Origin of the sequence: uncultured Arthrobacter sp. (assembly GCF_902805515.1) — a bacterium.
In the GTDB taxonomy this organism is placed as follows: domain Bacteria; phylum Actinomycetota; class Actinomycetes; order Actinomycetales; family Micrococcaceae; genus Arthrobacter_D.
Map to the genome: position 1 here is coordinate 1 of NZ_CADCTE010000057.1, position 13941 is coordinate 13941.

Sequence of the window (13941 nt, forward strand, 5' to 3'; positions counted from 1 at the left end):
GGACGTTGCGCTTGTCCTCGCCGACCTTGTCGGGCACCACGAAGACGCACTTGTAGCCGCGCTGCTGGGCCACCAGGGCCAGACCCACGCCGGTGTTGCCCGAGGTCGGCTCGATGATGGTGCCGCCGGGCCGCAGCTTGCCCTCGGCCTCTGCGGCGTCGAGCATCTTCGCCGCGATGCGGTCCTTGACCGACCCGCCGGGGTTCAGGTACTCGACCTTCGCGAGCACCGTTGCCGCGATGCCGTCGGTGACCTTATTGAGCTTGACCAGGGGGGTGTTGCCGATCAGGTCAACTATTGAGTTCGCATACTTCATAGTCCTAAAGCTACCGGGTGGCGCTCGGGTAGGGGTGCGGCCTGAAACACATCGACCCAAAGCGGTGCCCGCGGGTCCCCTTTGCGGCGGACAGATCACTTTGCGACAAACGCACCGGATTAATCGCGCTCGTTTGTCGCTTTCGGGTGCGCTGGACGTCGTGGGGCTGCCCGGACGTCATGGAACGCACCGGTCCTGCCACCGGCGGAGTGTCGCGCGGCGGGCACGCCGGGGTCGTCCGGGTCCGTGGCACCATGGTGGGATGAGCAGTTCCCCCGTTGTCGTCGGTTCCGCCGGCGTCACGACGGTCTGGGAGCCCGGTGGCCCCTACCACCTCGCCGGTACGATCGGCACCCTGCAGTGCGGCGCGTACGACCCGGCCTTCCGCACCGTCGGCAGCGCGCACTGGCTCGCGTTCCGCACCGCCGACGGCGCCACCACCCTGCGCCTCCAGCAGCGCGGCACCCTTCGATCGTCCCGGGTTGAGGCCACCGCCTGGGGCCCCGGCGCAGAAGCGGCACTCCACGGGCTTCCGCGCCTGCTCGGCAGTGAGGACGATTGGAGCGGGTTCGACAGCCCCGACTTCCGTGCCACGCTGCCCGAGCTCGCCAAAAAGGGCCGCTACCTGAGCCCGGGGCTCCGCCTGCCCTCCACCGGGCGTGTTCTCGACGCCACGGCCCGGGCCGTGCTGGAGCAGCGGGTCACCACCTTCGAGGCAAGGCGCTCATGGAGGTATCTGCTGGAACGGTATGGGGATCCCGCTCCGGACGCCGGCGGATCCGCTCCCCCGGAGCTGCGCCTGCCGCCCACCGCCGAACAGTGGCGGAAGGTCCCCTCGTGGGAGTGGCACCGTGCCGGCGTCGACCCCCGCCGCTCGGCCACGCTGCTCAGGGCGTCGCTCGTCGCCTCGGGCCTTGAGCGCCTCGCCGCGGTGCCCGCCGGCCCGCTGGTGAGCCGGGGTCTGTCCTCGGTTTCCGGGATCAGCGCCTGGACCTCGGCCGAGGTCATGCAGCGCACCCACGGGGACCCCGACTCCATTTCGGTCGGGGACTACCACCTTGCCTCCTTCGTGGGGGCCGCCCTCACCGGACGGCGGACCGACGACGCCGGCATGCTCAAGCTGCTCGCCCCCTGGGCGGGGAACCGTCAACGGGTGGTGCGCATGCTCTATGCCAGCGGCTTCCGCAAGCAGGCCTTCGGGCCGCGCCTTCGGCCCGAGGACCACCGCCGCCGCTGACCCCGCCGGCGCCGGCGGGCGCTGTCCCGCGTGGCGGCCGCCGCCCATGCGACGCGTGCCGCTGCCGTGCCGCACCGATCCACCGCACACTGAGTCACTGTCCTCCGGCGTCGGCCGTACGTTCCGGGAACGGCAAAGCCCCCACCTCCGATTGGAGGTGGGGGCTGTGACCAGAGTCTTGGATGGAGCCTGCTTCGGCCTTACTGACCGTCGGCGGGATCGGTCTGCGCGGCGGCCTGCTGCTGGGCGACCTGCTCGTGGACGGCCTTCATGTCCAGGCCCTTGACGGCGTCGACGAGCTCGGAGAACTGCGAGGAGTTCAGCGCGCCGGGCTGCGAGAACACGAGGACCTGCTCGCGGAACGCCATCAGGGTCGGGATCGAGGTGATCCCGGCGGCGGCGGCGAGGGACTGCTCGGCCTCGGTGTCGACCTTGGCGAAGACGACGTCGTCGTGCTGCTGCGAGGCGGCGTCGTAGACGGGCGCGAACCGGGTGCACGGGGCGCACCAGTCGGCCCAAAAATCAACGAACACGATGTCGTTGTTCTCGATGGTCTCGGGGAAGCTTGCCTCGGTGATGTCGATGGTTGCCATGGTTCAACCGTAACGAGTCCACCGGGCGGTGTCGCCTGTGTTCGCTGTCGATGAAGCCTCCCGGCACGCCACCTCCGGGCTCGCCGCGGAGGTCGCCCCAGGGCGAACACCTCCGCTGCCGCCGGAGACGGTGGAGGGCGCCCCTGTTTGCGCCGCGCCCGCCACGGGCATAGCGTGGCGGGTATACAACTCCAGCCCTAGGCAATCATGAGCGACTCCCCGGCAAATGCTGCCGCTCCAAATGCGGTGCAGGCACGCAGGACGCTCGATGAGGGCGAATCGGCGGCCGCCCGTCTCCACGGCACGTCGACCGCGCCCGAGGGCTGGCTGCTCCTGGCGGTGGCGGCGGGAATCGCCTGCTACTTCGCGGCGTCCTTCCTCGGGGTCCGGGCCTCACAGCTTACGGGGACCGCGCTCGCCGTGCTCCTCGTGGCGATCGCCGTCCTCGGGGTGGCCTTCCCGTTCCTGCTGCGCCGGCACCGCACCATCCGGCCGCGGCACTTCCCCACCATCGAGACCGCCGCGATCGTGGCGTCGGTGCTGCTTGGCGCGGCCTACCTGCAGCTCTTCCGCGAAACACCCCCCGGGGTTTCCGATGCCTTGGCCGCCGGTTTCACAGCGGTCCTGCCGCTGGCTGCCTGTGCCATTTTCCTCATCGTCCGGTCAATGGCGCGGGGCGCAGGAGCACGCACCATCGGCCCGCCTGCACCTCCGCGCGACCGGCGCTTTGCCCTGCTTGCTGCCCTGACGCGCGTTCACTGCGCGTCCCCGTCGAGCCTTGGTGCCGCCGTCGGCCTTTCCCTCGACGAACTGGCCGCCGAGGCGGCGGGGCTTGAGAAGCAGGGCCTGATCATGGCGCAGGAGCGCCTCATCTCCCCCCGCGACACGGCCGAGGTCCGCCTCACCGGCAGGGGACGCCTGGAGGTGCAGGAGCGGACGGAGGCTCTCCTGGCGGCTGCCGGTCCTTCTCGCAGGCCTTAGCCGGATTAGGCTTGGGTGCCATGAATGTCCCGGTTCCCGATCTTCGCTCCTACCTGCTCGGCACCTGGCGTGTCCGCCGCAGCCTGCTCAACCGCGCCGATTCCACCGTTGGCTCGTTCACGGGAACCCTCACCTTCCGGCCCGTGCCCGACGGGGGGCCGGGCCTATCCTGGGGCGAGGAGGGGACGGTGCACTGGCCCGGCGTTCGTCCCTCCGTGGGCCGACCGGTTCCGCCCTTCACCGGCCCCGCGAACCGCCAGTACCTTCTTGTTCCCGGCGGGCCGGCCGCGCCGTGGGAGGTCCTGTTCGAGGACGGCAGGCCTTTTCACCGCCTCAGCCTCGCCGCGGGCTCCTGGCGGGACGAGCACTGGTGCTCCCCCGACACCTACCGGGTGGAGTACACCGCACTGGCGCAGGACCGGCTGAAGTACGAGTGGGACGTCACCGGGCCCGCCAAGGACCAGCTGCTGACCACGGAGCTGACGCGGGAGCGCCCGCCCCGCTGAGAAGCCGCCCCCGGTGATCAGGCGGCGAACCTGCCGGGGGCCGGCAGTTCCCGGCGGGTGCACTGACCGGCCGGAAGCCAGGCTTCGCGGGCCCGGGAATGCTCGATCCACTGGACCCGTACGGCGTCGGTGGTCCAGGCCATGGCGAAGCCCTTGACGGTGCGGACGGTGCCGTTGGCATAGGAGAGCCGGGCCCACAGGGCAGGGGCTTTCACCGACTCGGTCACCACCCCGGCGGGCCGCTCCAACTGCAGCGGCGGCCCGTACCGGTCGGCGGCCGGCGGAATCCCGTGCCACCCCGAAGCCTGCGCCATGCCAACAGGGTAGACCTGTGCGGTGACTCCGGCGAGGGGTTGTCCCGCCGAGCGCGCCCGCGGGAAAAGCGCGACGGCCCGGGACCCGATTACTAGAATGGTCGGGAAGGAAGGAACCGCCGATGAAGGCCTATGACTCGCTGCCGCCGATGGCGAAGCGCCTGACAAAATGGGGTGCCATCGGGTTCGCCGCCGCCGTCGTGCTTGCCGCCGTCCTGATGGTCTTCGTTGACTTCTGGGTGGCGTTCTTTATCGCGTTGGGCCTGTACCTCGCGCTGATCGGCCCCCTGAATGCCGCCGCCCGGCGGGAGCACCTGGAGATTCTGCGCTCCCAAGGACACTGAAACGGGCCCGGCAGGCACACAATGTGCCCGCCGGACCCGTTTTGCCCGGTGCCCCGGATCAGCTCAGCGGCGGACGCGAGTTGGGGTCGTCGGCAAGGGTCGGGATCGGGTCGACCATGGTGGGGTCGTCGAGGCCGGTTCCGGCGAGGCCTTCATCGGTCACGGGCGGCGGCACGACGGCGACGGGGGTGCCAGAGTACGGAGTGTCCTTGGAGTCCGAGCCGTTGCCCCGCTTCTTCAGGACGCTCGTGAGCTTCCCCTGCACGGCGGGGGCCTTGTCCTTGACGGTGTCGGTGGCGCTCGAAACCGTGCTCTGGATCTTGGGGTTGTTCCACAGCTGGTTGGCCTTGGTCCGGATCTTCTCGTAGCTCTCCCGGCCGGCCCGCGTGCCCAAAACATACCCGGCGGCCATGCCCGAGGCGAAAACAAGCTTGTTTTTCATCGTGGTGCTCCGTTCGCAGATGGACGCTGTCCCCTTGAATCTAGACCAGCGGCATCGGCGGCGCAGTTATCTCATTCCTCTGGATTTGCGGGTTACCCTCCCGTAGAATCCCGGGCCCTTCCGGAGAATCCGGCGCGCCCGCTGCGTGCACGGGCGGCACGGGCCAGTCGCCGCGTCACCGGAAGACGCTGAGGGAACCCCACCCGGACCCGACCACCCTGCTGCCCAGGAATTTATTGGTTCCGAGTCCGCGGTAGATCAACCGTCCGTCGGTCGCCTTGGCGATCAGCCCCCGGGTACCGGCACCGTCGAAGCCCGCCGCGGCGTGCGACTGCACGATGGCGTTCCAACCCGAGTCGACCTGACGGCGCGGCTCGGAGACGAACCGGCCGGCACCGTTGGAGCGGTACAGGATCAGGGCTCCGGTCGCCCGCGTGACCAGCATGTCCTCCCGCCGGTCGTTGTCGAAGTCGGCCATGGTCAGTTTCAGGCCCTGCCAGCCGCCCCCAATGGCCTGCCGCGCTCCGAGGGCGGCGCCAGAGGGATTCGGGTAGTAGAACAACGTACCGGCCGAGTCGTAACCAACCACTCCCGGATACCGATGCCCGTTGTGCCATTTGCCCACGGTGATGGTCATCGATTGCCATCCCGCGTTGCCGACCGTCATGGGGCTGAGGAATCCGCCGGAAGCGCGGCCGAGGTAGACCGTCAGCCTTCCCGTCTTCCACTGACCCACCAGGTCATTGACGCCGTCGGAGTTCCAGTCGGCGACGAAGCCGGACTTCAGCCCGGTCCAGCCCGAGCCGATCCTGGTGCGGGGCGCAAATCCTCCCTGCAGGTTTCCCGGATAGTTCCAGAGCGTCCCGGCGGAATCGGCGGCAGCAACGTCCGCGGCGCTGCGGATGGAGGGGTTGGCGGGCACCGAGAAGTACTGCTCCATCGTCGGGATGCCGCGGTTCTTCATGTCGGTCGCCAATGGCACGCCGACATAGCGCAGGTGCCAGGGTTCATAGGTGTAGCCCGTGATGTGCGTGTAGCCCTTGGGGTACCGGACGATGAAGCCGTACCGGTGGGCGTTGGCCGCCACCCAGCGGCCACCGGGGGTATCTCCGAAACAGCCGGCGAGCTCGCACTGCCCGGCGGTATTGCCGACGTCGACGGCGAGGCCGGTCTGGTGTTCGCTGTGGCCGGGTCTGGCGGAAATCCGGTCGGCCTCGGTCTGGCCGTAGGTCCGCACGTAGTGGTCGTACAGGGCCGCCTGCTCGTCGTACGAGCGGTAGGCGCTGACGACGCCGAGCGAGTGACCCGCAGAGCGGGCGCCGCCGAAGAGCTGGGTGACAGCCGAGGCGACATCCCGCCGCATCCAGTGGCCCGTGCCGGCCCAGTTGACCCGGTCCGGAGGAACGTACCGCAGCGGGTTCAACGGGCGGGTCTTGTTGACGAGCACCCAGTAGTTGTTCGGGTCGGACACCGGGGCCGCGCGGGCCGGGCTCACCCCGATCAGGCACATCAGCAAAACAATAACCACGACGACGGTGCGGCGGGCAGCTCCATTGAGCCCGCTCTCCCTGGAAGCCCGCATGCCAGCCCTCCCGCTTCAGCGACCTTGGCGCTCAGAATACTCTTTGCCACCCCCGAATGGGAGGGCCGGGACACCCGCCGGCGCAGTGCCTGCTGTCAGATCTTGGTGATGCTGAGCCTGGACGTCGGGCACGCGTCGGCGGACCGGACGAGTGCGGCCTTCTCGGAGCTGTCGACTGTCAGGCCCCAGCGCGTCTTCACGGTGATCCACTGCGCGATGTAGGTGCAGCGGTTCGACGGAGGAACCCATCCCTCGGGGCCCGACGTTTGCTTGGCTTTGGTCAAAGTTCCCGGCTGGGCGTTGAGCGAGCCCGGATAGCCCAGATCATTGTAGAAGGCGATTCGGCGGTCCTGCGTCCATGAGCGTGCACCCGATCCCCAGGCTTCATGGGCCGGCACCGTGTGGTCGATCTGGACGGTGGTGGCCGACTTGTGGGTCCGGTTGTCGAAACCGGTCACCCACCGGCTGTTTGCGACCGTGCAGCGCTGGGCCGAGGTGTAGTTGGGCGAACCCTTGCTCTCCTGGACCAGCACCTCGGCGCGGGTGTCCTGACAATCGCCGTCCGCGTCGACCCAGTGGCCGAAATAGCGGTCGCGGTCGAACCCGAGATTGTCTTCTGCTGCCACGGGAAGAGCCCGGACCGCCTCCTGAAGCGTGGTGACGTCGGCTGATGAGGCGGACGCCGCGGCAGGCGCTGCGGAGGCCGGCGCGGCGGCGGGCGCGACCGCGGTGACGAGAAGGCCCGCGGCGAGCAGCGCCAGGAACCCTGACTTGATGTTCATGCTCAATTCCTGAAAGACGGACGTGCCTCCAACGGGCACTCGAACAAGCATCCCATCCCATGCCGGGCTGTAGGGCGCCGGTGGGTGAAAACTGCGGGAAAACTTGGCTTGCGCGTCAGAGCAGGGCGTCGTGGAACCGCTTCTCGAACTCCGGCAGCGTCGTCTTGGTGTAGGTGGTGGTCAGGTGGTTGTCGTCAAGGTAGACGTAGACGTTGCCGACGACCGGGCTGCAGGTGCCGTCGGGGCAGATCAGGTCGGTCATATCGATGAACCGAAGCGCTCCCTTGGAGGCCTCCGCGGGCGGCACGGGCGGGGTCGCCGCGAGTTTCTCGCCGACCGGGAAGGTGCACTTGTCCGATTCCGCGCCGTGTTCCTCCACGCACCGGATCATGTTGAAGGTGAACCGGGGGTTGTCGCGGAGTGCGACGACACGGATGCCGGCCTCCCCCAGGACGGCAGCAGCTTCCGGCAGGCCCGCGACGGCGCGCTCGGCGCTGGTTTTCTTGTCCGACCGTGTCGCCATGGTGAGTACGGCGTCCGGCTTCATCTTCAGTGCGTAGGCGGTGGCGGCCTCGTTGAAGCTGTTGCACCCGGCGGACCGGGTCTCGCTGGCCGTGCCGTAGTTGCATCCGCCGAGAAGCAGGGTGGTCAGCTGGTAGTTGTGGCGTTCCGCCAGGAGCTCGAGGGGCTCCACCCACTGCTCGACGTGGGAGTCCCCGATCACCAGGATTTCCTTGCTCGGTGTGCCGACGGCGGGCTTGAAGGCGCACACCCGGATCACGTTTGCGTCACCGTCGGGAGCATGCTCCCCTTCGCACTCGCCAGCGAGCGCCCCCCACTCCCCCTTCAGGCTGCCCAGGTCCGGAATGGGCGGAGTCTCACCGGTTGAACGGTCGACGAACCCGGCCATCAGGGAGTACGCGCCGGGGTTCTGGGTGTCGGCCTCGGCCAGGAGGTTCGCCGCCTGCACGCGCATGACCTGCTGTACGGCGCCCACCGGCACCGCGACGAGGGCGAGGCAGGCCGCCACCACCAGCAGGGTCCGTACCCGGCTCGCCTCCACCTTGGGAAGGTTCCGCAGCGGCCGTTCCACGAAGCGCGTCGTGACATAGGCGAGCATGAGGGAAAGCACAATGATTCCCGTGCCTCCGACCGGCCCGACGGCGTCGCGCCCCCGGTACACCAGGTAGATGACCAGGATGGGCCAGTGCCACAGGTAGAGCGCGTAGGAGAGATCGCCCATCTTCACCAGCGGCCCCCAGGAGAGCAGCCGGTCGGCGCCCAGCCGGCTGCCGGTCTGGCCGGCCGAAATGACCAGCGCCGCCGACAGCAGCGGCCACAGCGCGACGAAGCCCGGGAACTCCCCTTCGACGTCGAGCACGTACCCGGCACTGAGCATCCCGGCCAGTCCCAGCCAGCCCGCGGCGACAGCGAGGACCCTTGGGAGCCTCAGGTAGGGCAGCGCCAGCGCCAGCAGGGTGCCTAGAGCGAACTCCCAGAGCCGCGCCCGCGTATCGAAGTAGGCGTAGGCCTGGTTGGTGTTGGTCTCGTAGATGGAGAAGGCGAGCGACACCGCGAAGACGACGCCGAACAGCACCGCGGTCACGGTTCGAAACCGCAGGCGAAGAGCCTTCGCTGCCAGACCCGCTCCGAGGAAGAGCAGCGGCCACAGCACGAAGACCTGGCCCTGGATGGAAAGGGACCAGAAATGCTGGAGCGGGCTGGCGACGCTGGTATCCGCGTAGTAGTCAACGGACTCGGAGGCGAGCAGCCAGTTCTGGAAGTAGAACAACGACGCCCAGGAATGTTCGAGCACGAGGGTCCACTGGGCCCGCGGAAGCAGCACGAGCGCGGCACCGAGGGTTCCCAGCAGCACGACGGCGACGGCGGGCAGCAGGCGCTTGAACAGGTGAAGCCAGTGCCTGACCAGGCCGAACGGGGTGCCTGCCTCGGCCTTCCGCACGAAGGTGAGGGTCATCAGGAACGCCGAGATCAGCAGGAAGATGTCGACGCCGCCGGACACCCGGTCGAACCAGATGTGGTAGGTGACCACCATGAGGACTGCCAGGGCGCGCAGGCCCTGCACCTCGGGCCGGAATCCCTTCCGGACACCCGGGGTCCGACGGCTCGTCGGCGGGGCGGCGAAGTGGCGTCCACCAGTGGCGCGGCGGCGGCCGCGGGGCCGCTGTGGTGTAGCAGTTGGGGAAAATGTTGCTGGTGTGCTGGCCGGTACGGCAGGGGGGTCCAGAAGGTCGTCCCTCACGGGGAATCCTTTCGTCGTCTTGCAGGGCGATGCTCCGCGTCCTGCATGACGACGTGCTCCCGTTGCGGCCTATCTTCCCATGTGCTGATCCTTCGGCACGAAACGGCCGGCGCGGAACGGCGCGTCGACCGACCGGACCGGCGCGGTGGCTGCGGCCGCGCGAGGAAAAAATAGGAGCGACAGCCCCTGTCGGGGTGCAGCGGTATTGTCGCTCCTGAGCGGTGCCTGCCGATCGGATGGAGAGTGATGCGGAAGCTTACGGCCAATGCCGAGCGTGACGGACGGTGGTGGGCCGTCACTGTGCCCGAGGTTGATGGGTTATTCACCCAGACCCGGCGACTGGACCAGGTGGAGGCGATGGTCAAGGACGCCGCGGCCCTCCTGACCGGGGAACCCGAAGACGCATTCGAGGTTGAGGTCAGGCCCGTCCATCTTCGTCCTCGCGGGCCTGCCGGTGGGCAGAATGAGGGAAGGAACCCGATCTAGGGAATGCGAAAGGCCCGCTCCATCCCGTACTTGCCGGGTGAAGCGGGCCTTTCCTTGCTGTGGCAGATGAGGGATTCGAACCCCCGTAGGCTGTGCCAGCTGATTTACAGTCAGCCCCCTTTGGCCGCTCGGGTAATCTGCCGAACGTCTCCAGATGAAGACAACCCGCAGCAAGCGCGGGCAAGACAACTTTACAGAACATCGGCCCGAGAATCGAATCGGCATCCAGGACGCGGACGAAACCGACCAAACCGGGTCGAGGGCGCCGTCTCTGCGCCCTCGATGAGCCAGCCGGGGCGGCACGACGCCGGCCGGGCGCCGCTGCCCGCAAGCCAGTAGGCTGGAAGCAGGAAAGTATCCAACTTCTAAGGAGGCACAGTGGCTAGCGAATCCACGTTCGACGTCGTAAGCAAAGTGGACAAGCAGGAGGTGGCCAACGCCTTGAACCAGGCCCAGAAGGAGATCGCCCAGCGGTACGACTTCAAGGGAGTAGGCGCAGAGGTCGACTTCAGCGGCGAAAAAATCCTCATGAAGGCGAACTCCGAAGAGCGCGTGCTCGCCGTCCTCGACGTCCTGCAGTCAAAGATGATCAAGCGCGGCATCTCCCTCAAGTCCCTCGACACCGGAGAGCCCTACCCCTCCGGCAAGGAATTCCGGCTTGAGACCTCCATCAAGGAGGGCATCGCCCAGGACATCGCCAAGAAGATCAACAAGCTGATCCGCGACGAGGCACCCAAGGGCGTCAAATCCCAGATCCAGGGCGACGAGCTGCGGGTCAGCTCCAAGTCCCGTGACGACCTGCAGGCCACCATGGCCCTGCTGAAGAACTTCGACGAAGCGGACCTTCAGTTCGTCAACATGCGCTGACCCTGCCGAAGGCGGTGCGGTGCTGCAGGTTCGAGGACAAGCACGCCGCACCGCGACGGCACGGGAACGCTGAGGTTGCAGGCAGCGGCGCCGCCGGTGCAGCCAATCGGCCGCGGCAGGGACTTTTACTGCGGCGCGGGGCGCCATCCCACGTCCGTGCCGAACCCGGAGGTCGGAACAAATCTCCAGTTGAAGGACCCGTTCTCCCGGAGGGTCAGCCGGAGGAATCCGTGGGTGTCGCTGAACCGGTGTGAGATGTACCACGGGTTGCTCGTGAAGGGGCGCAGGCCGATACCCCCGGTGGACACCTGGAACGCCGTCATACCGTCCGGAACACACTGGTCCGCGTTGTTCACCGGACACGACCGTTCGTAGTTGTGTTGTGACCCTGACAGGCTCAGCCGGACCCGATGCTTCCACATGACGTCGATCCACGGCTTGTGCTCGTACGCCCGCTCGTGCGACTCCGTGTTCGACGTGAAGTACGGTTCGTGGTGGACGACGGCCAGATGCTTGCCGTCCTTCTTTGCAGCAGCGAGGTCCTTGTCCAGCCACTTCGTCGCCGCCCGGGCCTCCGACTCGTCATACTGCCAGAGTGCGGAGGACAGGAACGCGACATGCCAGTTCCCGAAGTCCTTCGAATACGGCTCCCCGTTATAGATCCACCCCCTCTCCTGGTTGATTGCGGACTTCCCCGTGCTCCCCGGGCACTGGTCGTTCATGAAGTTGTCGAGTTCTTCATTGCGGCCGGGTTCCCAGTCGTGGTTGGGGGCGGACACCCAGTACAGCTTGGACTTCGCGCCGCCCCACAGCGGCTGCCAATACTTCACGTAGTCCTCGCAGTACGCGGTGTCGTACTGGAAATCCCCCAGACCCAAAAAGGCGTCGATCTCGTCGTTTTCCACGAGCTCGGTGATCGCCGCGCCGTTCCGGCCCGACGGGCTGTCGAAGGTGGTGTTTTCGGCGCCGTTCATGTCGCCGACAGCCGCAATCTCAACCTCCTCGGGCGGGTCGTCGGGCTCACTGGTGCACCCCGCGGTGGAAACCGCCACAAGGGCTGCGACCGTTGCCGCCACTCTCCGAAAAAATCGGGGACGAGAAAGTGTTGACTGCATCCGATAGCTCCATGGATTCAGGACTGCCACCCCCTCGAAGGTGGGCGGCGGCCCTATGGTGGTGCGGAACTGGCCCAGCGGCGGTTGCGCTGGGCCAGCTCCGCGGTCGAAGGATTATTGAAGCAGGTGTCCCCGGTGCTGCGTACATCGGTGTGATGATCTTCAACGGTAGGGGTGCCGGCCGCCACGGCACAATCCGCGGGTCGCTGTGAAAACGCGGTGAATGAGGGAACCGGGCAGGGCTCCCGGGCGACTCCTTAGCCCTCCGCGGCGACCAGGGCGGATGGCGCGTGGGAGAAGGGCTGGTAGGTGATGTAGCCTTCGTCGCCGCCCGTGTAGTAGGTGTCGACATCCGCAACGGCGAGCGGGTGATCTGCGCGCAGACGTTCGACCAGGTCGGGATTGGCCAGGAATGTCCGCCCGAAGGAGATTAGATCCGCACCCTCGAGAAGCCAGCGGTCAGCATCTTCGCGCGTCGAGGGAACGGCGCTGCCGGGCTTCGACGGATTGACGATGAGAGCGCCCTCCCACGCCCGGCGCAGGCCGCGGATCACGTCTTCTTCCGGGCTTGCGGCCACGTGGAGGTATGCCAGCCCGAGTGGAGCCAGTTCTTCGAGCAGCGCCCCGTACAACCCGGGAATCTCCGACTCGCTCACGTCCCAGATCCCCGCGCCGGGCGACACCCGGAGCCCAACGCGGTGCGCCCCGATTGCGTTGGCTGTCGCGGTCACGGCTTCCACGGCAAAGCGGATGCGCCCGCTGATGGTTCCGCCGTAGCGGTCGGTGCGGCGGTTGGCGTTACTCGAGAGGAACTGCCCGATCAGATATCCGTTTGCGCCGTGCAGCTCAACGCCGTCGAACCCTGCCTCCATGGCACCCCGGGCCGCCGTCGCGTACGACTCCGCCACACCGGGGACCTCACTGGCCGTGAGGGCGCGCGGCACGGGAGCCAGCTGCGGGCCCGAGGGGGTGAAGACATATGCGTCACGGGCGGCAACCGCCGAGGGCGCCACCGGCTGGTGGCCGGTGGTGTCGGGGTGGCTGATCCTGCCGGCGTGCATGATCTGGGCGAAAATCCGGCCGCCGTTGACGTGCACCGCTGAGGTGACCTGCCGCCAGGAATCAACCTGCGCGGCGTTATACAGACCCGGGGTGAGTGGGTTCGACTGTCCTTCCAGGCTGGGTTGGACGCCTTCTGTGATGATCAATCCAGCGGTCGCCCGCTGCGCATAGTAGGTTGCCATGGATGCCGTGGCGAGTCCCTCAACACCGGAACGAACCCGCGTCATGGGAGACATGACGATCCGGTTGGGGAGGCGCAGTTCGCCGAGGGGCACATTATCGAAAAGAGAAGTCATACAATTACGGTAGGACCTGACGCTAACGTCAGGTGCAAGTCCAGGGCCGTCACGGTCGAAAACGCAGCACAAAGGGAGCGTCGATGCGCATTGGTGAACTGGCAAAGCAGTCCGGTGTGAGCGTGCGGGCGCTGCGGTACTACGAGGAGCAGGGACTGCTCGAGAGTGAGCGCACGCCTGGCGGCCAGCGCGAGTTCGAAAGCAGCGCGGTGGACCGGGTTCGATTTTTCCAGACGTTGTACGCGGCGGGGCTGAGCAGCCGCCGCATCGCGGAACTGCTGCCCTGCATCGACACAGGCGGCACCACCAAGGAACAGCAGGCGATGCTGCAGTCCGAACGCGAGGCGCTGGCGCATCGCATGGCAGAACTGCGCGAGGCGAGTGCACGTCTCGATGAAGTCATCACCGCCTCGAAAGCCCGCTCCCTCTAGGCAGTCCGCCCGTCGGCTGAACCGCACTTTGACGGGTGCATCGGCCGGGCATCCTGCAGTCATTTGCACCTGACGTTAGCGTCAGGTCCTAGGCTGGCGCTGCTGCAGGGAAACGCCCTGCACGGGAAGTGAAGGAGACCCCATGCGGGCTGCGCGCTATCACGAGTACGGGAACCCGGACGTGATGATCATTGAGGAAACCACCGAACCCCACGCCACGGCAGGTTCCGTCCGGATCAAGGTGCAGGCGGTGAGCGTCAATCCCATCGATTACCTGCTGCGTTCCGGTGTCATCCAGGAGGTGCTTCCCATCGGGCTGCCTGC

15 protein-coding genes, 1 tRNA gene and 1 pseudogene are annotated in these 13941 nt (G+C 67.4%); 7 read left to right on the forward strand and 10 right to left on the reverse strand.

Translation table 11 applies throughout. From position 1 onward, the window contains the following. A partial coding sequence (locus QZX79_RS04650) for a pyridoxal-phosphate dependent enzyme (protein ID WP_294565322.1) occupies positions 1-316 on the reverse strand: 316 nt, incomplete at its 3' end. Positions 317-578: 262 nt separating this feature from the next. Here QZX79_RS04650 and QZX79_RS04655 point away from each other — a divergent pair. Beyond that, the gene (locus QZX79_RS04655) at positions 579-1553 is read left to right on the forward strand and encodes a DNA-3-methyladenine glycosylase (protein ID WP_294565325.1); all 975 of its coding nucleotides are present in this window, start codon (positions 579-581) and stop codon (positions 1551-1553) included. Between the two features lie 200 nt (positions 1554-1753). Here the strand turns inward: QZX79_RS04655 and QZX79_RS04660 are convergent, their stop codons facing one another. Beyond that, positions 1754-2146 (reverse strand): co-chaperone YbbN, encoded by a 393-nt coding sequence (locus tag QZX79_RS04660; protein ID WP_294565327.1) that lies wholly within the window; start codon positions 2144-2146, stop codon positions 1754-1756. Between the two features lie 207 nt (positions 2147-2353). On the opposite strand from QZX79_RS04660, the gene QZX79_RS04665 reads away from it, so the two are divergent. Together QZX79_RS04665 and QZX79_RS04670 are read left to right on the forward strand one after the other, a co-directional pair. Next, a complete protein-coding gene (locus QZX79_RS04665; RefSeq protein WP_294565329.1) occupies positions 2354-3127 on the forward strand; it encodes a hypothetical protein in 774 nt (257 codons plus the stop codon). Positions 3128-3147: 20 nt separating this feature from the next. Beyond that, complete coding sequence (locus tag QZX79_RS04670; protein WP_294565331.1) at positions 3148-3633, forward strand: DUF6314 family protein; 486 nt, start codon at positions 3148-3150, stop codon at positions 3631-3633. A 17-nt stretch (positions 3634-3650) separates the two neighbouring features. Here the strand turns inward: QZX79_RS04670 and QZX79_RS04675 are convergent, their stop codons facing one another. Further along, entirely contained in the window at positions 3651-3947 is a 297-nt protein-coding gene (locus QZX79_RS04675; protein ID WP_294565334.1) for a hypothetical protein, read from the reverse strand. Between the two features lie 122 nt (positions 3948-4069). Between QZX79_RS04675 and QZX79_RS04680 the strand changes: the two genes are divergently transcribed. Then, the gene (locus tag QZX79_RS04680) at positions 4070-4291 is read left to right on the forward strand and encodes a hypothetical protein (RefSeq protein ID WP_294565336.1); all 222 of its coding nucleotides are present in this window, start codon (positions 4070-4072) and stop codon (positions 4289-4291) included. Positions 4292-4349: 58 nt separating this feature from the next. Here QZX79_RS04680 and QZX79_RS04685 read toward each other — a convergent pair whose 3' ends face one another. From QZX79_RS04685 to QZX79_RS04705, 5 genes are all read right to left on the reverse strand, one after another. Beyond that, a complete protein-coding gene (locus tag QZX79_RS04685; protein ID WP_294565340.1) occupies positions 4350-4733 on the reverse strand; it encodes a YtxH domain-containing protein in 384 nt (127 codons plus the stop codon). Between the two features lie 175 nt (positions 4734-4908). After that, positions 4909-6315, reverse strand: coding sequence for a D-alanyl-D-alanine carboxypeptidase family protein (locus QZX79_RS04690; protein WP_294565342.1), 1407 nt, complete (start codon positions 6313-6315; stop codon positions 4909-4911). Positions 6316-6410: 95 nt separating this feature from the next. After that, entirely contained in the window at positions 6411-7097 is a 687-nt protein-coding gene (locus QZX79_RS04695; protein WP_294565345.1) for an HNH endonuclease family protein, read from the reverse strand. A 115-nt stretch (positions 7098-7212) separates the two neighbouring features. Continuing rightward, a complete protein-coding gene (locus QZX79_RS04700; protein ID WP_294565348.1) occupies positions 7213-9183 on the reverse strand; it encodes an acyltransferase family protein in 1971 nt (656 codons plus the stop codon). 723 nt (positions 9184-9906) lie between these two features. Next, a tRNA-Tyr gene (locus tag QZX79_RS04705) sits at positions 9907-9988 on the reverse strand. A 236-nt stretch (positions 9989-10224) separates the two neighbouring features. Between QZX79_RS04705 and QZX79_RS04710 the strand changes: the two genes are divergently transcribed. Then, entirely contained in the window at positions 10225-10713 is a 489-nt protein-coding gene (locus QZX79_RS04710; RefSeq protein ID WP_120164599.1) for a YajQ family cyclic di-GMP-binding protein, read from the forward strand. Between the two features lie 125 nt (positions 10714-10838). On the opposite strand, the gene QZX79_RS04715 is transcribed toward QZX79_RS04710, so the two are convergent. Together QZX79_RS04715 and QZX79_RS04720 are read right to left on the reverse strand one after the other, a co-directional pair. Further along, positions 10839-11765, reverse strand: a complete 927-nt coding sequence (locus QZX79_RS04715) for a metallophosphoesterase (protein WP_294565350.1) — start codon at positions 11763-11765, stop codon at positions 10839-10841. Between the two features lie 320 nt (positions 11766-12085). Then, positions 12086-13186, reverse strand: a complete 1101-nt coding sequence (locus QZX79_RS04720) for an alkene reductase (RefSeq protein ID WP_294565353.1) — start codon at positions 13184-13186, stop codon at positions 12086-12088. An 83-nt stretch (positions 13187-13269) separates the two neighbouring features. Between QZX79_RS04720 and QZX79_RS04725 the strand changes: the two genes are divergently transcribed. Together QZX79_RS04725 and QZX79_RS04730 are read left to right on the forward strand one after the other, a co-directional pair. Beyond that, positions 13270-13617, forward strand: a complete 348-nt coding sequence (locus tag QZX79_RS04725) for a MerR family transcriptional regulator (RefSeq protein WP_294565357.1) — start codon at positions 13270-13272, stop codon at positions 13615-13617. Between the two features lie 142 nt (positions 13618-13759). Continuing rightward, a pseudogene (locus QZX79_RS04730) lies at positions 13760-13941 on the forward strand (NADP-dependent oxidoreductase); the annotation flags it as partial.

Bases quoted from the DNA above. Each gene is read 5' to 3' on its own strand.
- QZX79_RS04665 (WP_294565329.1), top strand. From the start codon at position 2,354: ATGAGCGACTCCCCGGCAAATGCTGCCGCTCCAAATGCGGTGCAGGCA.
- QZX79_RS04675 (WP_294565334.1), bottom strand. From the start codon at position 3,947: ATGGCGCAGGCTTCGGGGTGGCACGGGATTCCGCCGGCCGCCGACCGG.
- QZX79_RS04685 (WP_294565340.1), bottom strand. From the start codon at position 4,733: ATGAAAAACAAGCTTGTTTTCGCCTCGGGCATGGCCGCCGGGTATGTT.
- QZX79_RS04680 (WP_294565336.1), top strand. From the start codon at position 4,070: ATGAAGGCCTATGACTCGCTGCCGCCGATGGCGAAGCGCCTGACAAAA.
- QZX79_RS04655 (WP_294565325.1), top strand. From the start codon at position 579: ATGAGCAGTTCCCCCGTTGTCGTCGGTTCCGCCGGCGTCACGACGGTC.
- QZX79_RS04725 (WP_294565357.1), top strand. From the start codon at position 13,270: ATGCGCATTGGTGAACTGGCAAAGCAGTCCGGTGTGAGCGTGCGGGCG.
- QZX79_RS04720 (WP_294565353.1), bottom strand. From the start codon at position 13,186: ATGACTTCTCTTTTCGATAATGTGCCCCTCGGCGAACTGCGCCTCCCC.
- QZX79_RS04660 (WP_294565327.1), bottom strand. From the start codon at position 2,146: ATGGCAACCATCGACATCACCGAGGCAAGCTTCCCCGAGACCATCGAG.
- QZX79_RS04690 (WP_294565342.1), bottom strand. From the start codon at position 6,315: ATGCGGGCTTCCAGGGAGAGCGGGCTCAATGGAGCTGCCCGCCGCACC.
- QZX79_RS04695 (WP_294565345.1), bottom strand. From the start codon at position 7,097: ATGAACATCAAGTCAGGGTTCCTGGCGCTGCTCGCCGCGGGCCTTCTC.
- QZX79_RS04670 (WP_294565331.1), top strand. From the start codon at position 3,148: ATGAATGTCCCGGTTCCCGATCTTCGCTCCTACCTGCTCGGCACCTGG.